22 protein-coding genes, 1 other RNA gene and 1 pseudogene are annotated in these 18,117 nt (G+C 31.8%); 22 read left to right on the top strand and 2 right to left on the bottom strand.

Features of this window, described 5'->3' with window-relative positions:
* The first annotated feature begins 3 nt into the window (after positions 1 to 3).
* A complete protein-coding gene (gene smpB, locus FH144_RS06705; RefSeq protein WP_103167568.1) occupies positions 4 to 474 on the top strand; it encodes an SsrA-binding protein SmpB in 471 nt (156 codons plus the stop codon).
* Between the two features lie 85 nt (positions 475 to 559).
* Positions 560 to 920, top strand: a transfer-messenger RNA (tmRNA) gene (ssrA, locus tag FH144_RS06700).
* A 106-nt stretch (positions 921 to 1,026) separates the two neighbouring features.
* Here ssrA and FH144_RS06695 read toward each other — a convergent pair.
* Positions 1,027 to 2,115, bottom strand: a complete 1,089-nt coding sequence (locus FH144_RS06695) for a site-specific integrase (protein WP_242314551.1) — start codon at positions 2,113 to 2,115, stop codon at positions 1,027 to 1,029.
* A gap of 13 nt (positions 2,116 to 2,128) precedes the next feature.
* Positions 2,129 to 2,776 carry a helix-turn-helix domain-containing protein gene (locus FH144_RS06690; protein WP_242314550.1) on the bottom strand — a complete coding sequence of 216 codons (648 nt, stop codon included), beginning with the start codon at positions 2,774 to 2,776 and terminating at the stop codon, positions 2,129 to 2,131.
* A gap of 150 nt (positions 2,777 to 2,926) precedes the next feature.
* Here FH144_RS06690 and FH144_RS06685 point away from each other — a divergent pair, with 150 nt between their 5' ends.
* From FH144_RS06685 to FH144_RS06590, 20 genes and pseudogenes are all read left to right on the top strand, one after another.
* On the top strand, positions 2,927 to 3,088 hold the full coding sequence (locus FH144_RS06685; RefSeq protein ID WP_242314547.1) for a helix-turn-helix domain-containing protein: 162 nt from the start codon (positions 2,927 to 2,929) through the stop codon (positions 3,086 to 3,088).
* Positions 3,089 to 3,091: 3 nt separating this feature from the next.
* Positions 3,092 to 3,310, top strand: a complete 219-nt coding sequence (locus FH144_RS06680; protein ID WP_242314545.1) for a helix-turn-helix transcriptional regulator — start codon at positions 3,092 to 3,094, stop codon at positions 3,308 to 3,310.
* 10 nt (positions 3,311 to 3,320) lie between these two features.
* On the top strand, positions 3,321 to 3,479 hold the full coding sequence (locus FH144_RS06675) for a hypothetical protein (protein WP_242314544.1): 159 nt from the start codon (positions 3,321 to 3,323) through the stop codon (positions 3,477 to 3,479).
* Positions 3,469 to 3,882 (top strand): pathogenicity island protein, encoded by a 414-nt coding sequence (locus tag FH144_RS06670; RefSeq protein ID WP_240553359.1) that lies wholly within the window; start codon positions 3,469 to 3,471, stop codon positions 3,880 to 3,882. The genes FH144_RS06675 and FH144_RS06670 overlap by 11 nt, the downstream gene beginning before the upstream one ends.
* A complete protein-coding gene (gene tscT / locus FH144_RS06665) occupies positions 3,882 to 4,175 on the top strand; it encodes a type II toxin-antitoxin system toxin TscT (protein WP_242314543.1) in 294 nt (97 codons plus the stop codon). The genes FH144_RS06670 and tscT overlap by 1 nt, the downstream gene beginning before the upstream one ends.
* A gap of 97 nt (positions 4,176 to 4,272) precedes the next feature.
* On the top strand, positions 4,273 to 6,606 hold the full coding sequence (locus FH144_RS06660) for a phage/plasmid primase, P4 family (protein ID WP_242314541.1): 2,334 nt from the start codon (positions 4,273 to 4,275) through the stop codon (positions 6,604 to 6,606).
* A gap of 395 nt (positions 6,607 to 7,001) precedes the next feature.
* Complete coding sequence (locus FH144_RS06655) at positions 7,002 to 7,220, top strand: hypothetical protein (protein WP_070854821.1); 219 nt, start codon at positions 7,002 to 7,004, stop codon at positions 7,218 to 7,220.
* 116 nt (positions 7,221 to 7,336) lie between these two features.
* On the top strand, positions 7,337 to 8,536 hold the full coding sequence (locus FH144_RS06650) for a phage portal protein (protein WP_242314539.1): 1,200 nt from the start codon (positions 7,337 to 7,339) through the stop codon (positions 8,534 to 8,536).
* On the top strand, positions 8,523 to 9,089 hold the full coding sequence (locus FH144_RS06645; protein WP_242314537.1) for an HK97 family phage prohead protease: 567 nt from the start codon (positions 8,523 to 8,525) through the stop codon (positions 9,087 to 9,089). Before FH144_RS06650 ends, FH144_RS06645 begins: the two co-directional genes overlap by 14 nt.
* Positions 9,090 to 10,322 carry a phage major capsid protein gene (locus FH144_RS06640; RefSeq protein ID WP_242314536.1) on the top strand — a complete coding sequence of 411 codons (1,233 nt, stop codon included), beginning with the start codon at positions 9,090 to 9,092 and terminating at the stop codon, positions 10,320 to 10,322. It abuts the gene before it with no gap.
* A gap of 66 nt (positions 10,323 to 10,388) precedes the next feature.
* Entirely contained in the window at positions 10,389 to 10,670 is a 282-nt protein-coding gene (locus FH144_RS06635; protein ID WP_037558410.1) for a head-tail connector protein, read from the top strand.
* Positions 10,663 to 10,953 carry an HNH endonuclease gene (locus tag FH144_RS06630; RefSeq protein WP_242314534.1) on the top strand — a complete coding sequence of 97 codons (291 nt, stop codon included), beginning with the start codon at positions 10,663 to 10,665 and terminating at the stop codon, positions 10,951 to 10,953. The genes FH144_RS06635 and FH144_RS06630 overlap by 8 nt, the downstream gene beginning before the upstream one ends.
* A gap of 137 nt (positions 10,954 to 11,090) precedes the next feature.
* Positions 11,091 to 11,423, top strand: a complete 333-nt coding sequence (locus tag FH144_RS06625) for a hypothetical protein (protein WP_151366279.1) — start codon at positions 11,091 to 11,093, stop codon at positions 11,421 to 11,423.
* Complete coding sequence (locus FH144_RS06620) at positions 11,416 to 13,059, top strand: terminase large subunit (RefSeq protein ID WP_242314533.1); 1,644 nt, start codon at positions 11,416 to 11,418, stop codon at positions 13,057 to 13,059. Before FH144_RS06625 ends, FH144_RS06620 begins: the two co-directional genes overlap by 8 nt.
* A 53-nt stretch (positions 13,060 to 13,112) precedes the next feature.
* Positions 13,113 to 13,430, top strand: coding sequence for a phage head closure protein (locus FH144_RS06615; RefSeq protein ID WP_242314531.1), 318 nt, complete (start codon positions 13,113 to 13,115; stop codon positions 13,428 to 13,430).
* A 545-nt stretch (positions 13,431 to 13,975) separates the two neighbouring features.
* Positions 13,976 to 14,272, top strand: coding sequence for a hypothetical protein (locus FH144_RS06610; protein WP_031464185.1), 297 nt, complete (start codon positions 13,976 to 13,978; stop codon positions 14,270 to 14,272).
* Positions 14,273 to 14,499: 227 nt separating this feature from the next.
* Positions 14,500 to 14,562, top strand: a pseudogene (locus tag FH144_RS06605) (hypothetical protein); the annotation flags it as partial.
* Between the two features lie 335 nt (positions 14,563 to 14,897).
* Positions 14,898 to 15,170, top strand: coding sequence for a hypothetical protein (locus FH144_RS06600; RefSeq protein WP_242314528.1), 273 nt, complete (start codon positions 14,898 to 14,900; stop codon positions 15,168 to 15,170).
* Between the two features lie 64 nt (positions 15,171 to 15,234).
* Complete coding sequence (locus FH144_RS06595; protein ID WP_242314527.1) at positions 15,235 to 15,630, top strand: Panacea domain-containing protein; 396 nt, start codon at positions 15,235 to 15,237, stop codon at positions 15,628 to 15,630.
* A 229-nt stretch (positions 15,631 to 15,859) separates the two neighbouring features.
* Positions 15,860 to 17,794, top strand: coding sequence for a CDP-glycerol glycerophosphotransferase family protein (locus FH144_RS06590; protein ID WP_242314525.1), 1,935 nt, complete (start codon positions 15,860 to 15,862; stop codon positions 17,792 to 17,794).
* The last annotated feature ends 323 nt before the right edge of the window (positions 17,795 to 18,117 follow it).

The raw sequence follows: 18,117 nt of genomic DNA, 5'->3' as shown, positions 1-18,117 counted from the left end.
TTCATGGCTAAGAAAAAAACAAAATCACCAGGTACATTAGCTGAAAACCGTAAAGCCAGACATGATTTTAATATAGAAGACACGATTGAAGCGGGGATCGCATTAAAAGGTACTGAAATTAAGTCAATTCGACGTGGTAGTGCCAATTTGAAAGATAGTTTCGCCCAAGTTAAACGAGGCGAAATGTATATTAATAATATGCATATTGCCCCTTATGAAGAGGGCAATCGCTTCAATCATGACCCTTTACGTTCACGTAAATTATTACTTCATAAAAAAGAAATTATTAAATTAGGTGAACGTACTAGAGAAATGGGATATTCAATTATTCCATTGAAACTGTATTTAAAACATGGGCAATGTAAAGTATTATTAGGCGTAGCTCGTGGTAAAAAACTACATGATAAGCGTCAAGCTTTAAAAGATAAAGCAATCAAACGCGAAGTGGATCGTGCCGTTAAAGCCCGTTATTAAGCACAGTTGTTGTTTAATCGGGCTCTCTTTGATAAAATGAGTAGTATTGTGGTTAAAGTTATATGTCAGTTGAAAATAGTATCGAGGGGACGTTTTTGGATTCGACAGGGGCCCCCCGAGCTCATTAAGCGTGTCGGAGGGTTGTCTCCGTCATCAACACATTCAGTAAATATAACTGACAAAACAAACAATAATTTCGCAGTAGCTGCGTAATAGCACTCTGCATCGCCTAACAGCATCTCCTATGTGCTGTTAACGCGATTCAACCTTAGTAGGATATGCTAAACACTGCCGTTTGAAGTCTGTTTAGATGAAACTCAATCAAACTAGCATAATACTGGTTGTCTGTTGCTTACTATTATGCGAAATTCAACAATAGACTACACACGTAGAAAGATGTGTATCAGGACCTCTGGACGCGGGTTCGAATCCCGCCGTCTCCATAGTAAAGCCTATAACCTTTGTGGTTGTAGGCTTTTTATTTTTGTTGCCACAGTTTTGACACAGATATGCCACAATACAAAAAAACACCACCATTAATCAGGTAGTGTCTCATAAATATTTAACTATTTCCTTTTGTGTACTAGGATATAAATGTCCGTACCGTGTGCTTACTTCTTCTATTGAAGAGTGACCTAACCTTTGAGCAATAACCATTAAACTAGCACCATGATTAATTAAAAGTGACGCATGGCTATGGCGTATTTCATGAATTACAATTTTAGGGAAGTCGGTAGGAAGTAACTTATAGGCGTTAGTAAACCAACGATCTATTTTTGACTCGCTAAATGCTTTGAAAAATGTACCGAATAGCACATATTCATTTTTATATATGTTATTATTTTGATACCAATTCAAATATTCTTTTAAGTCGTCCATCATGTGTGTGGGTAAGTAAATATCACGTATGGCTGCTTTTGTTTTAGGGACTGTCACATCGCCGTGATAGTCCGTTTTGTTTATGTGGATATAATTATCATCAAAATTTATATCTTGCCTTGTCAACGCTCGTATTTCGCCTTTTCTAGCACCACTATAAAACAGTAATTTGAAAAATAACTTTTGTTCAATAGTAGGTAGCACTTCATAGAATTGGTTAAATTGATCTAGCGTCCAATAATTAAGGCGTTTGTTTGATTCAATTTCAAAGTTACCAACTAATGAGGCAACGTTTGATTTTAAATCATGGTACTTCATAGCGTGGTTAAGTAAGGACACTAAAAACACATGCATTTTTTTAAGATATTCCCCAGAATGACCTTCTTTTAATTTCTTGTTTTGAAACTTCATAACATCTTGTGTCGTAAGATTAAAAACATCAATAGAATTAAAATGAGGTATTAGATGATTATTTAAATGTGTCTTTAAGGATTTAACACTTGAAGCCTTTCGACGTGCAGAATACCAATCTAAATATTCCTGAGCTAATTTATCAAAAGGCAATTTATTAATTTGTCCTATACCTTCCAACTCGTCCATAATCTCATTGCATTTTTTCACAGCCTCTTTACGCTGCTTAAAGCCAGAGCGCTTTATCTCTTTTCTTTTATTAGTTCTATCATAATAGGTAATTCTAAAATAATATGTACCACGTTTATTATCCTTGTGTATATTGTGGGATAGTTTTAGGTCATGTTGCATGAAAAACACCTACTTAATATTTTAAATCGTTAGGATTATTCAATTTTTTTATCAATATTTCATATTCTTTAATATAATTATCTGCTACATCTTCATCTATATTTTTAATTTGTTTATTATGCCTTATTTCTTCAAGTTGTATTTGAACTTTTCTTATAAAATATTCATTGATTAAATTATTTATATATATTCTGTCTTCGTCTGTCATTTTTATTTTACGGAAGTATTTTTCGTTGTACTTGTCATTTAAATGAAAAGCGACATCGTTTAGTGGTAATTTAAAGTATTTATCAATTATTAAACCATTTTCTTCATAAAACATTATGTTTGGCGAACTTTCATTTAGTATAGCTTTAATCATACTTTGATTGCTTTCAATTTCTTGTACTGAATTTTTTTTAACATTAATAAAATCAGGATAGTATTTCCCTTTTGTTCCTTTAGATATTTCTTCTTTTATATTGCTTATTTCATGAACATTTTTCGATATTGCATATATATAATTTTCAAGAAATGCATTTGAAGGGTTGTCTTTGTGACCTTTTTCTACACCAGCGATATAGCTATACGAATAACCGATTTTCTCACCTAAATCTCTAGTAGTCCAACCTTTTTCTTCCCTTTTTTCTCTTAAGAAACTTCCTAGATTAAAATCTTCCATCTTATCACCTCAATATAAATATAACACGTTTAGAACACACAGAAAACAAAAAATTAACTTTAGTATTGCATTATTATTTGGGAAGTAGTAGAATGACTATAAGATAAAAGAACACAAAATAGTGTTCTGAGAACAAGGAGGTGAAACAATATGTATTTAACAGTCAAAGAAGTTTCTGAATTATTACGATTGAACGAACACCATACGTACAAATTGATTAGAGAGAAAGAAATACCAAGTATCCGTTTAGGGCGTAAGATTTTAGTTCCCAAACAGTCACTTATGAATATGTTACAAGAAAAGGAGGCATAACCAATGAATAATTTAGCATATCCGATGTTATACATTACTAGAAAAGAAAAAGGAGATACTCAAAGGAAAGTAGCTCAGAAATTAGGAATAACTCCACAACGCTATCAATTGAAAGAAAGTGGCAAAGCTTATTTCACATTACCAGAGGCTAAAATTTTGAGTGAAATGTATGGTATGTCAATTGATGATTTGTTTAGTAAGAACATTAAAGTAGGTTCATAGGAGGTACAAAATGTTTAAATTCGCATTACAGATACTGTTTATCAGTTTAATCACATTATTAGTTACTGCATTGATTGCATTTCATGTAGGGCTTGCAGTGTATTTATTAGGAAGCACAATCGCATTCTTAAATTATGAAAAAGTGGAGGAATTAAAAAATGAAAATTAAACAAAAATATCAATTATCAAAAGTAGTAAAAGTATTAGAAAAAGTATTGTATGAGAAAGATAAAGATGTATTTTTATCAGCGAAAGATAGATTTCATTCCATAACGGATTACCGCTATGATGATACAGCATTTTATGAACATATTTTAAAACTAGTTCATAAAGAGTTATTTAACATTCTTGCTGAATTAGATTTTGAAGATGAGGCGTTTTCTATTCTTGATGAAGTAACAATGACATTAAGTGATGTTATGAATGAAGATAAAGAAATTTACTACTATTCCGTTACAAATAACACGGGTGAACATGAATATACAACAGATAGAGAAGGACATGTGATCGGCATTTTAGAATGGGCATTGGATTATATTGTTGGAAATATTGAAGTGGAGGACGCAGAATAATGAATCGAGAAACTAAAATTTTAATTGAAGATGTAGATATTATTAAAAGAAAAATCAACGACGTATTAACCACGTTCGTTTGGTTTAATGATGAGTATTTTACGCATGACAGTGGTCATATGTTAACTAAAGATGAAATATTGACACACGGATACAAGTACCACGAACACCGTTGTTACATCACACAACACGTTGATTTGTTGAATATGTATCTTAAAGAACTAGATACAGTGTTAGAAGATATAGAAAAAGCGTCATCAGCGAAGTTTGGAGACAGAACTGATAACGCGTAAATATTTGGAATAAAAAAACAAGCATGGAATGGCTTATTTAACACATTTTTATTTTACCATTCCGTGCTGAATTTTAGAAGTGTTTAGGAGGAATTTAATGGCAATTAAAGAAAAAGATAAAATAATTGAAGTTAATGCGCTAGAAATACCCGAAGAATTAAAAGAATTGCCACAGTGGGTATTATGGCGCGCTGAATGGAACGAAAAACAACAACAATTTAGCAAGGTTCCGTATAGCTTTAGTGGTTACCGTGCAAGCTCAACTAACAAAGATACGTGGACGATATTTGATGTTATCAATAGACTTAATGAAGATAATGAAAATTATAATGGAATTGGTTTTATGTTAAGTGATGATGATAATTATATCGTGTTAGATATTGATAATGCGATTGATGAACACGGTCAAATCATTTCAGATTTAGCATTGGATATGACTGAAATCACCTACTGTGAGAAGTCTCCAAGTGGTACTGGCTTGCATTGTTTCTTCAAAGGACAGTTACCATCAGAACGTAAGAAAAAGCGTTCTGACCTAGATATAGAGCTATATGACAATGCAAGATTTATGACAGTCACAGGTGAATCAATAGGAAAATCTGAAATTTGTGAAGAACAAGAAATATTAAATAATTTAGTAGAACGATTCTTCAAAGAAGAACAAAATTTTGAAACTACTTTAACTTATGCTCCTAATCATAAAAGTGAATTGTCAGATGATGAAGTTATCGACCTTATGCTTAAATCTAAGCAAAAAGATAAAATTAGTGACTTGTTAAAAGGCAATTACGAGCCGTATTTTGATAGTCCTAGCGAAGCAGTGCAAAGTCTACTGCATTACCTAGCATTTTATACTGGTAAAAATAAAGCTCAAATGGAACGTATTTTCTTGAACTATAACAATTTAACGGACAAGTGGGATTCCAAGCGTAGTAATAGTACATGGGGAGAATTAGAGCTTGATAGGGCTATTGCTAATCAGAATGAAGTGTATAAGAAAAGTACCACTAAGAACGTAAAAGAATTACTGAATGAATTACGTAAAGAAGAACTACAACATATGCGCGAAGTGTGGGAAAAAGAGAAAGAAAAAGGCGAAGCATTTGGTCGTCCGCCTCAAACAATTAAGCCTATTAGATGTGCATATATATTAAATGAACACTTAAATTTTATCTTGTTTGATATGGAAGAAGATACAAAGCTAGCTTTTTATATGGAAAACGAAGGAATTTATACACAAAATTATACTTATATTAGACGTGTCATAAGTTGGTTGGAACCCAAACATAATAAAAGAAAAGCTGATGATGTTATTTATCATCTTGTTCACAATTTTGCACCAGTAACACCTAGAACTAATGATCCAGATTTAATACCTGTGAATAATGGTGTGTACAACAGGCAGACAAAAACGCTTGAACCATTTACACCTAAATATGTATTTACTACCAAGATTTCTACAAATTACGTAGCAAATGCATCATCACCTGTTATTGATGGTTGGACTTTTGATGAATGGTTATATGAAATTGCTTGTGCAGATAGAGAAGTGTACACACTACTATGGCAAGTTATCAATGATAGTTTGAACGGTAACTATACACGTAAAAAAGCTATATTTCTTGTAGGTGATGGAAATAACGGAAAAGGTACATTTCAAGTTATGCTTTCTAATTTAATAGGATTTGATAATGTAGCAAGTCTGAAAGTTAATGAGTTCGATCATGATTTCAAATTAGGTGTATTGGAAGGTAAAACATTAGTTATTGGTGATGATGTTCCTGTAGGTGTAAATGTTGAAGATAGTTCTAACTTTAACAGTGTGGTAACTGGCGATTCTGTGTTAGTTAATATTAAAAATAAACAACCATTTAGAACTGTATACAGATGTACTGTTATACAATCAACGAATGGTATGCCTAGATTTAAAAATAAAACTGGTGGGACTAATAGAAGATTGTTAATTGTACCATTTAATGCTGATTTTAATGGAGATAAGGAAAATACAGATATAAAAGAAAAATATTTAAAAGATAAAAAAGTGCTTGAATATATATTATATAAAGCTATTAACTTGGATTTTAAAAAATTCATAATACCTCAAGTATCAGCGGAAATGTTAGAGGAATATAAGCAAGATAACGATCCTGTATATGATTTCAAAGTAGTTGAGTTTGATACATGGAATGTAGATAAAGTGACACAAGCAGTTGTTTATTATAGATATAAATTATTTTGTGAAAATAGTGGGTACCGTCCGTTATCTGAACGAAAGTTCTACAAAACATTTGAACAACATTTAAGTAAAAAATGGAAAAAGGATAGAGCAAGATATTATTCAGTAGTAGATTTGCAAAGTAAAGTAGGATATTTTGAACCGACATTGTTACCACATGGAGAACCGAAACAATCTTATATAAAAGTGGTGTGAATGAAAGTGTGCATGAAATTGAAACTATTATGTTATTTCGTGCACACCTATAAATACCGTTATTAAGCAATTTGTGCGTATTTTAAAAACTAACTGTGCACGAAGTGAAATATTTCGTGCACACCTATAAATACCGTTATATCAACGATAAAGACTAAAACTGTGCATGAAATTATAAAAATAACAAACCTCAGTATAAATTAAGTAGAAATCATGAAGTAATTAATTTTATGTGTATGTTGAGATTTTTCGTGCACTCGTGCACACTTTTGCACCAAACCCCTTGTGGCAGTAAGAAAAAAAGGTGTGCATGAACTGTGCACGGTGTGCATGAACTGACATTTTTAAAATATTTCGTGCACACCTCAAACTAAAATAAAAGGAGATTTTACAATATGAAAAAATCAAAATTTGAACTACTAGAAGAATATGCTAATCAATTTTACGACGGACATTATACAATAATGAAATTCACAACTAACTACCGTGTAGCTTTCGGAACATTATATTCTACCGATTATGATGAATTACGAAATGATATAAGTAAAATGGCAGAAGGTAAAACGTTAGAACTAGCATGTGAAAATTGTATTGTTAATAAAGTTGAATTATAGATAAACCCCACCACAATTGGCTTTATAGAGCCTTTTGTGGTATAATTTAAGTAAATAATTAGTACCTGGTACTAAAACAGAGCGTGTACAATATAAAAAGAAAAGTAGGTGACGATGTGCCGAAGTGGATTAATAAGATGTTGGGACTGGATAAGATAGAACAGACCACAGCAAGACAGTTTGAAATGCTTTCAGGTAGCTTTCAATCATTTTCGCAGTTTAACGGTGATGCGTATTCTAACGATATATTTCGTAGTGCAGTTGATGCAATCGCTCGACATATTGCGAAGTTATCAGGCAAGCATGTGAACGACACAAAAGACTTTAATAATTATAAAATTAATCGATTATTACAAAATAGACCTAATCCATATATGAGTGGTTATGATTTTCTTTATAAGATCGCAACACAATATTACTTATTCAATAATGCGTTTATCCTTATTCAAAAAGACAATAAGGGAAATCTTTCAGGACTGTACCCACTGACACCAACAAGCGTTGAGTATGTGGTCGATGGCGCAGGGGAGATGTTTCTAAAATGTTTATTCAAAGATGGGGAAATCGTTCATTTCAGACTGGCTGAGGTGGCTATATTACGCCGTCACTTTAATTCTAATGAATTACTAGGTGATGATAATTCAGCCATTATGAATACGTTAGAACTGGCTCATACGCAAAACTTAGGTATGGAGTCGGCAATTAAAAACTCAGCGCAAATTAGAGGGATATTGAAATACACCCAAAAATTAGCAGATTCCAAACTTAAGGAAAAGAAAGATGCGTTTATGAATGATTATCTTTCTATGAGTAATAACGGCGGCGTCATTCCTTTAGATGCCATGCTTGAATACATTCCATTAAAAACGTCAGATGTGCAGATTGATACATCACAAATGGAAGTTGTTAAGAAGAAAATATATGACTATCTAGGAATCAATGAGGATATTGTGACAGGTAAATATGATGAAAACACATGGCAGGCGTTTTATGAGTCTGTAATAGAACCTTTTGCGATACAGCTTTCATCAGAACTCACGGATAAGATACTTACTGAACGTGAACAAGCCTTCAGTAATCGTATTATTTTTGAATCATCTAAATTACAGTATGCAAGCAATCAATCTAAATCTAATATGATAAAAGAATTGTTGCCACTTGGCTTACTTACAATTAATGAAGCACGTGACTTAATGAACTTATCAAGTGTTGAAGATGGTGACGAAAGAATACAATCCCTTAACTATATAGAAAAGACGCTAGCAAAGAATTATCAGATGGGAGATAAGGAGGTCGGACAAGATGAAGGAAATTAGAAGTGCAGAACTACAAGCAGAAACGAGAGATGATGAAATGGTACTTGAAGGGACTGCAATTGTATTTGATAAACCTGCACTGATTAATACGCCAACAGGTTCATATACCGAAATTATCAAACGTAATGCGCTGGACGGAGTAAAGTTTAATGACACAAGACTTTTAGTGTCACACGATCAGAATCGTCTACCATTAGCAAAATCACCTAAAACAATGGACGTGTGGCAAGATGATGCAGGTATGCATTTCAGAGCTAAGTTGGCAAACACTAGCGAATCACGTTCTGTATATGAATCGGTTAAACGTGGTGATATGTCAGGCGTAAGTTTTGGTTTTACTGTATCAGACGGCAGTCGGTACGATGTAGAAACTAGAACCCGCACAATAACTAAAATAGATAAAGTATTAGAGTTTTCTGTGGTGAATTTTCCAGCTTATTCAGAAACATCTGTTGAAGCTAGAAGTGAAATGCAAGAGGCAGAACTCAGACAACAAGCAATCAATCAAGTAAAAATAAATTTAAATAAATTATTTATAAAGGAGATTAAATAAATGTTTAATACAGTACAAGAAGCTTTTAATCATTATCGTAATGCAACACTTGAAGAAATTGAAACACGTGCTGGTGAAATTAGAGGCACAATCGAAAATGACCCAGAGGCAGATGTAACAAAGCTAAATGTAGAAATCGAAGGCTTAAACCAAGCGAAAGCAAATATTAAAGATAAGGAGAATCAACAAGTGGAACAAAATAACACAGAACAACGTTCATATAATCCAATTACAGGCGCACAATTACGAGGACAACAAGAAATCAATAAAGATAATGTTTTCGGTTCAAATGAATATCGTTCAGCATTTTTTAAAACAATGTTAGGACAAGATTTATCAAGCATTGAACAACGAGCATTTAATACGGCTCAAGAAGTAGAACAACGAGCAGAAGGTTTTGCATCATCTAATAATTCACAAGCCGTGTTACCTGAAACAACTTTAAATGAAATCATTACAAAAGCACGTAAACAAGGTGGACTAATCGGACATGTAAGAAACTTCAACATTCCTACTAAAATTAAAGTTCCTATCTCGTTACCTACATCAAAGGCAAATTGGCATACTGAGGGGGCTTTAGTAGAGGCAGAACACCCTGATATTGTAAGTGTTCAGTTTGACGGTAACGAAATCTTAAAAGTATTCTCAATCTCTGTTAAAGCTCAAACAATGAGTATTCAAGCATTTGAAAGCTATCTAGTTCAAGAGTTAACACAAACGGTTGTAGAAACAATTGACCACGCTTTAGTGAATGGTACTGGTGTAGAACAAGGACAAGGTATCTTAACAGGTATCACATGGGACGATACAAACAGTGTAGACTTAACAGGTAAATATACAGACTTCACAAAAGCGTTAGGATTATTAAAACGTGGTTATTCAGCAGGTGCTAAATTTGCGATGAGTAACGCTACATTATACAACCAAGTGTACGGTGTGATGGACGCTAACGAAAGACCAATCTTCAATCACGACGCACAACGTGAAGATGTTGGGCATATCTTTGGTAAAGAGGTTATCATTGATGACAATATCGAAGATGGCACAATTCTATTAGGTAACTTCCAATATGCAGGCTTTAACTTACCACAAGGTATCGCATTAGAGAAATCTACTGAAAGCTCATTCCGTTCAGGACTTATTGACTTTAGATGTATGGCAGTAGCAGACTGCAAGCCATTAGTAGATGAAGCGTTTGTGAAGTTATCTACTACATCAGAACCAATCGCATAAACAATATAAACCAGTGAGGGCATCAGTGATTAGCTGGTGTCCTTTATTCATAAAGGAGTGAACACAATGATTTTATCTATTGAAGATGCACGCAATGCTTTAAGAGTAGATGGAGATTTTAACGATGACATTATCATTCCATTAGTTGAGGCGATACCTAACTACTTATACATTACTACTGGTCGTGATTGGTTAGATGAACCAGTGCAGCCATTAGCACAAACAACAGCAAAGTTTATACTACAATTGTGGTTTGACCCTCAAACACAAGATAGTGAACGATTAAAACGTACCATTGATAGCTTATTAGGCGCATTACATGCATTAGGAAGTGAATATGATGGCTAGGAGTGTACCGCGAGCGTTTTATAAATCAGCTAAATGGCAGAAGTGCAAGAATAGTTACATGGCTTCACAGAATTATATGTGTGAACGATGTGGAGATGTAGCGTCAATCTGTCATCACAAAATATGGTTAAATTCAGAGAACTACACTAATCCTTATATATCATTGAACCATGATTTGTTAGAAAGTTTATGTCAGACGTGTCACAACCAAGAACATTTTGGAAGTCCATCAACAGGCGAAGGATTAAGATTTGATGAAAAAGGAAATTTAATAAAAATATAATATAACAAATAATTTATATCCCCCACTTATAAAAATGTAATCGATATGACAGGGAACGGCGTGGGACTTAACTTTTCCTCCATTCGAGATTTTAAAAGTTTAGGGGTGCCTAAAAAATATTTTAAGGAGGATGAAATATGAATAAGATATATAAATCAATTAATTTAGAACAACTTAAAATACAAATTGATAAAGATAATAATATTAATAAACCAGTTGCATATGATTTAATAGAAGAATTAAATTTCATGAAAGAAACAATGGAAGAATTGAAAAATACTGTACGCACACATGGCGCAACATACATCTTTAAACAGGGCGAACAAGAATATCTGAAAGAAAGCCCTGCTATGAAGTCATACAATACGACAGTTTCGAAGTATAACGCTACACTTAAGCAATTATTATCTCTATTGCCACAAGACACTGAAGAATCAGATGCATTCATGGACTTTGTGACTAATGGCTAACTATATTGAACAGTATTATAAAGCGATAGAGAATGGCGAAATTGTGACTTCTAAACGTGTAAAAAAACAATATCAGAAATTAATTCAAGATATGGAACATCACGACAAATATATCTTTGATGAAGATAAAGCTATGCGACCAATTCAATTTATAGAAAATTTCTGTCGTCATTCTAAAGGTGAACTTGCTGGCAAACCATTAGTATTAGACTTATTTCAAAAAGCCTATATTTCGGCACTATTCGGCTTTGTGGATAAAGAAACAGGTTACAGACGTTACACTGAATCATTTTTCTTTGTTGGTCGTAAGAATGGTAAAACAACCATGTTAGCAGCGATTGCTTTATACATGATGATTGCAGATGGTGAAAGTGGCTCAGAGGTGTATTCTGTTGCATCGAAACGTGACCAAGCAAATATACTGTTCGATCAAGCGCATGAGATGATTGTACAGAGTCCTGACTTAAATAAAAATATTCGTAAGCGAAAATCAGATTTATACTTTGCACATAACTTTAGTAAGATGCAGTCACTAGGCAAGAACTCCAATTCATTAGATGGACTTAATGCGCATCTTGTTGTGATTGATGAATTACATTCAATTCAAGACAGAAATCTTTATGAAGTAATGAAACAATCTCAATCTGCACGTACACAACCATTACTCATTATGATAACAACAGCTGGAACTCATAGGGGTACAATCTTTGATGATTTATATGAGTATGCGTGTAATGTAGTTGATGGTAATTTCACTGATGATAACTTTCTGCCGATTATGTATGAATTAGATCATAAAGCTGAGTATAAACTTCCTGATTGTTGGCAGAAAGCTAATCCTGCTCTAGGTGTATCTAAAAAGGTTGAAGATATTGAGCGTAAAGTGGCACGAGCGCAAAATAATATGAATGACTTAACGGGTATCTTAACCAAAGACTTCAATATCCGTGAAGTGACTAACAGTGCATGGCTTACATTTGACGCAATCAATAATGAAGATACATTTGATATTAAAGACTTTGCTGGTTGGTATGCCATAGGAGGGAGTGACCTTTCCATAACTACAGATTTAAGTTGTGCCACGTTATTATTTGTAGACCCTGAAACTGAAATGAGGTTCGTTCATCAGATGTATTGGTTGCCTGAAGATAATTTATATAAACGTGTGCATGAGGACAAAATACCGTATGACAAATGGCACGAACAGGGGCTATTAAGGTTATGTAGTGGCAATACAATTGATTATAGCGATATTACGGACTGGTTCATTGAGATGATGAATGACTATGACATATCGCCACTATGGATATATTACGATAACTATTCGGCAAGATATTGGGTAGATGAAATGGAAGCGTATGGCTTTCACATGGTACGAACGCCACAAGGTGCTAAAACGTTAAGTTTACCAATGCAAAATATGGGCGCTGACTTAGAGAAACATAAAATCAATTACAATAATAACCCGATTTTAAAATGGTGCTTAACTAATACAGGTGTAGAAACTGATAGAAACGGTAATATCGTCCCTATTAAGAACCAGTCGCCTAAACGTCGTATTGATGGCGTGGCTTCCATGTTAGATGCGTATGTAGGCTTGTTTGATAACTATGAGCAATTTTTAAGAGCGATGTAATAGAGAGCACTCGCATTTCAAAATTTCGACGTCGAAAACAAGGAGGATAAACAATGGCATATCATTTTAATAATAGAATTGAAATCATTGAAGAAAGAGAAGATCCTGACGCATTTATGCCTGGTGAAGGAATGATAACCACAGTTATAGCAAAGCCGTGGGCTGAGGTTAAAACGTTAAAAGGTTCAGAATATGCTGATACTGGTTTTACAATTAACGAAGAACCTATGAGGTTTATCATTCGTTACCGAAAAGGTATAGAAACATATCATCATGTAAGATATAAGGGAGAAAATTATAATATCCAATCTGTGACTAATGACAATGGACTGAACCAAACATTAACTATATTTGCGAAAAAGTATAAATAATAGCCTTACTGTAATAGTAGGGCTTTTTTTGATGCTGAGAGAAGCTCTGTGTTGCATCGAAAAATGGTTTTAAAGACAAGTGTACATAAAAAAAGCCACCGTACAAAGTACAGTGACCTATCCAACATGAATATTGATTTAGAAAATTTAATAAGCTCTTAAAGCTGAAGAAGTGTCATTTTAAGTCTGACATAGACGTATATACTGCAAAACAATTTCTTTATACTGAGCCTGACGATAAACTAAACTATCAATTCGTATAATGTGATTTCATACATTCGGTAACCATAGCATCAAATACCCAAATATTTTTTATTTGGCTGATGTACGAGATACCGTGGATAAACCCAAAATACAATCGATGAATTTAAGTTTGTGTACCTTTTCGGCACATCTTTATTATAACATAAATTAACACCAGGTACTAATTAAAATCAAGGTATGCAAAACTATTTCTAATGTGTATAATTAGTTTATTGCAATAAAAAATATAATAGATAAATTGTTATATTATGTAAAAAATAAAAGTATTAGGAGTGATCAGAATGAGTGGTTGGAGTCGTTGTCCTAGATGTGGATCAGGAGCAGTTAGAGTAAAAGATAGTGGATATGGAATCGGTTGTTTGAGTTATTTGCTTGGGGCCATGTATGTGTTCACGGGACTTATGATATTGGTAGCAATAATTTCTGGTAATATTATTAATTCGCCTTTGAGTACACTTTTTAGTATTTTAATACTTATTGGTATCATAACGCTTTTAAGAAAACTTAAAAGCAAATCTAGTGGTGAAAAGAAAACTGAATTATATTGTAAATCATGTGAATATCATTTCACTAACTAATATGAAATAGTTATCTCACGCATACGGGAATGAATACGTATATGTTGCCCCAAAAATATGTTGTTTTTTTCAATTTTAACATTTTACACTAACATAGCAAGGCAATGTAAACGTTGATATGACAATACTTAAAGCGATTTTTAAATGTATTGATAATCGCTTTAATGAACTCCCGCCGTCTCCATAGTAAAGCCTATAACCTTTGTGGTTGTAGGCTTTTTATTTTGGCTCTCTGTCAAATCGGACTAATGGGCTCAATTACTGAGATTAAGCAACGAAACATTGCTTAATCTCTTTTTTTGGTCTATATGCATAAAAAAATAATGTGGTCGATTAATTAAAAAGGAAATTGGTAAAAAATGGAAACTTACGTTTGTATTTAGTGGTGATATAATATAAATATAAGAAAAATAATACATCAAATAAAAAAGTTTTAAAATAAAATTATTTTCCTTTCGTAGCTATATTTTAAAATTGAAAATTCTTGCTTTCCTTATGAACTCCAAGTATGGCTTTCTAAAGATCAAAAAAGAAATAAAAAGTCTCATGAAAAATATAAACAAGATTATTTAAATTGGGAATTATATGTAAAAAATTTAGACAAACATAAAGGCGGTGAAATCTAATGTACAAACATTTTTTGCTAATTTTAGAAGATTATGATAAGGGTCAACGAATTGCATTTCATAAAATATTATGTGATCAAAAAGATTTTGAAACAATTAAAAATTATCAAAAAGAACTAGAAGATTTGGAAATTAAATTTTATACCCACTTAATATCAACTATGGATGATTCTATAAAAAGCGTTAAACAAAAAGATGCTTTTTTTAAAGATTTTACTTTTTTGAACATTTTTCAGAGTTCAAAGATATTGCAAATACCCCATATAACCTAAGTGCAATGGATGTAGCTAGATACATATTAATGTTGAAACCTACATCCCCCTTAAATTACAAAAATTGCTTTACATTATTTATGAAAGATATATTTTACAAACACAAAAAAGGTTATTTAAAGAACCTTTTTTAGCATTTGATTATGGCCCAGTCGTTAAAGAGGTTTATACAAAATATAAAGGTAAAAGAGAGTTACTTTTAGAAAACGATAGTCAATCAATTTATAAAATAACAGATGAAGCAATTACACCTATAACATATAAAATTTTTAGAGAAAAAGATGGAGAATATATAAGTCAATTAATTAAAAGTGTAATAGATGAGTATGATAACTATACAGCTTGGGAGATGGTCGAAAAGACTCATGAAACCGGGACTGCTTGGGATAAAGCTTATAATTCGGGTAGAAATGAATTAATTACCTTGGATTTGATAAAGCAATCAGAGCCAGTAAAATAATAATATTCAAATCATAATAAACATATTAATACTTTGAGATAATCTCTATCAAACGCCACCTTAGCGTGGTGTTTTTTTATCATATAGCTAATAAACATATTGAAGCAATATAAAATATACTAAAAATTAATTCTGTGACGTATAATTATTTTTATAGAATATAGTCCGACATTAAAATGAATGTAAAATTATCTTTTATATTCATGTTCAAAAAGGAGGGGATGAGCGGATGGAAATAAACGTAGAAAACAACAGTTTTATTATAAAAAAACTACAAGAATCTAAATTGATATTAGAAAACAATCATAGTAAAAAAGTATTTTCACGAGAAGAAGATGAGTTTGTAATTAAATATAAAGATTTAGAAGAATTATTAAAAGTAAAAAATTTTCCTTTAACTTTTAAAAATGAAAATGGGGAAGATTTAATCTTATCCGATGATATATTTAAGTTTGAGAGTACGGTTATTAAGCATAACAAGTCCATGTACTATATATATGTAACAAAGGAAAATAAACTTAGCGTGATCTACAACAAAAAGCCAAGCATATTAAATTTTTATCATAATGATGGATGCATAAAAGAAGCGAAAGTAGAAAATAATACTTTAATTATTCAAATTAATTACCACTGTAGTATTTACAAGCCTATCTCTATTGAAGGGAAAATTAAAGTTAGAAATAAAGAAACTGAGATTAAGACAATTGGTCAGATAGTAGATATTAGTAAAAATAATCATATTTATAATGTTACAGCGAACCTTATTTTCAAGTTAGATGAATTGAAAGAACTATTTATGGATCGCATCCCAGATTACATTTATAATTCTGATATTTATGACATTTGTTTTAATTACCAAATAGAAGAAATGCAAATTTCTAAATATTACACAAGATTAAAGTTTCCTTTAGAAAATAAATATAACGTTAATGATGAAAATTGGTTAACGTATGATAAAGAGTTTATGTTACTTTGTAGACCTTATCCAACCACTTATGGAAATCTCTCAATGCGCCTTATTCCAATACCTAAAGATACTTACAATGATTTCATATCTCAAAATTACATAAAACTTAATGATAATGGTAAGAAAAACATTGTTTGCATGGAATATCCTGAGAAAGCTCAAGAAAATGGATTAATATATTTTAAATGGTTAGTGAAACATCTTTCTCAAAAATTTAATATTTATTATTTAATAAGTTCTCGTAGTAATGATTTAGATAATTTAAAAGGATACGAGGAACATATTATTTATTATAAATCGAGAAAGAATATAGAGATTGTAAATAGTGTTGATGTCATATGTCATTCACATAGTGCCAATTATTTATTACCTTTTCAAACAAATAAAGCAGAAAAAATAATTAATCAGAAAAATAGAGTCTTTTTACAACACGGGATCATTGGCTCTAAAGATGTCAGTAAACTATATGGAAGAAATGGAGAAGACAAAGTGGCAGATTTATTTGTCGTGTCTTCAGAGAGAGAAAAAGAATTAGTTCATCAAGATTATGGTTTTGAACGAAATGAAATTATTTTAACAGGATTGCCGAGATTTGATGATGTTATTAAAGAGAGAAAGAATATAATTAAAAAACTTAAAAATCGGAAGAAAATTTTAATTATGCCAACGTGGCGTACTGGTTTAAATATATATTCAGATGAAAGGTTTATGGGAACGAATTATTATAAAGAATTTCAACAATTAATTAATAATCCTGAATTGCAAAGATTAGTCGAGGAAAAAGGGTATAAAATATCTTTATATTTACATAGAAACTTCCAAGTATTTAGTCATCTTTTTTCTTCTGAATTTGTCGAAGTACTTACAGATCAAAATCATGATGTAAAAGATTTATTAGCTGAATATCAAGTTTTAATTACTGACTATTCTAGTGTGGGGTTAGATTTTGCATTAATGCATAAAAAAGTCGTGTATTTTAGACCAGAAACTATTGTAAACGACGATTTCATGTCAGAATCAACAAAATTGTTGCCGGGAGAAGTAATGACTAACCAAAAAGATTTAATTAAAGAATTACTAATTACTAAAATGTCTAAAAAGTATAAGAATAATTTAGATCATCTATATAAATATTCTGATAGAAAAGCATGTAAAAGAATAAGCGATGCGATGATTAATTATTTTAACCTGAATTAAAGGGATAGTTTGTTTTTATTTATCAAGATAACAATAGTTTTAGACTGATTATATTGGAGGTCTAATATGGAATTATTAGGTGCTATCATATATTTATTTATTACTTTTTATATTTATAAAACTGTATGGTTTGTAATAACGCCCTATATTGCTAAATTTTTTTTAATGTCTCTATTTTTAGAAACGATGAGAGTAACTTATTTTTAGCAATGATGACTACAATACTAGCTACATTAGTAATTACCTTAACTATATTAATAGGGAGTTATTTAATTTTTCATTGGTTCTCAATAGTACTCTTATTCGCGTTATGCATATTCATA

It is taken from the genome of Staphylococcus sp. acrmy, assembly GCF_022690565.1.
Classification (GTDB): domain Bacteria; phylum Bacillota; class Bacilli; order Staphylococcales; family Staphylococcaceae; genus Staphylococcus; species Staphylococcus caledonicus.
The sequence above is the reverse complement of the archived record's forward strand: the minus strand, read 5'-3'. Positions and strand labels throughout refer to the sequence as shown.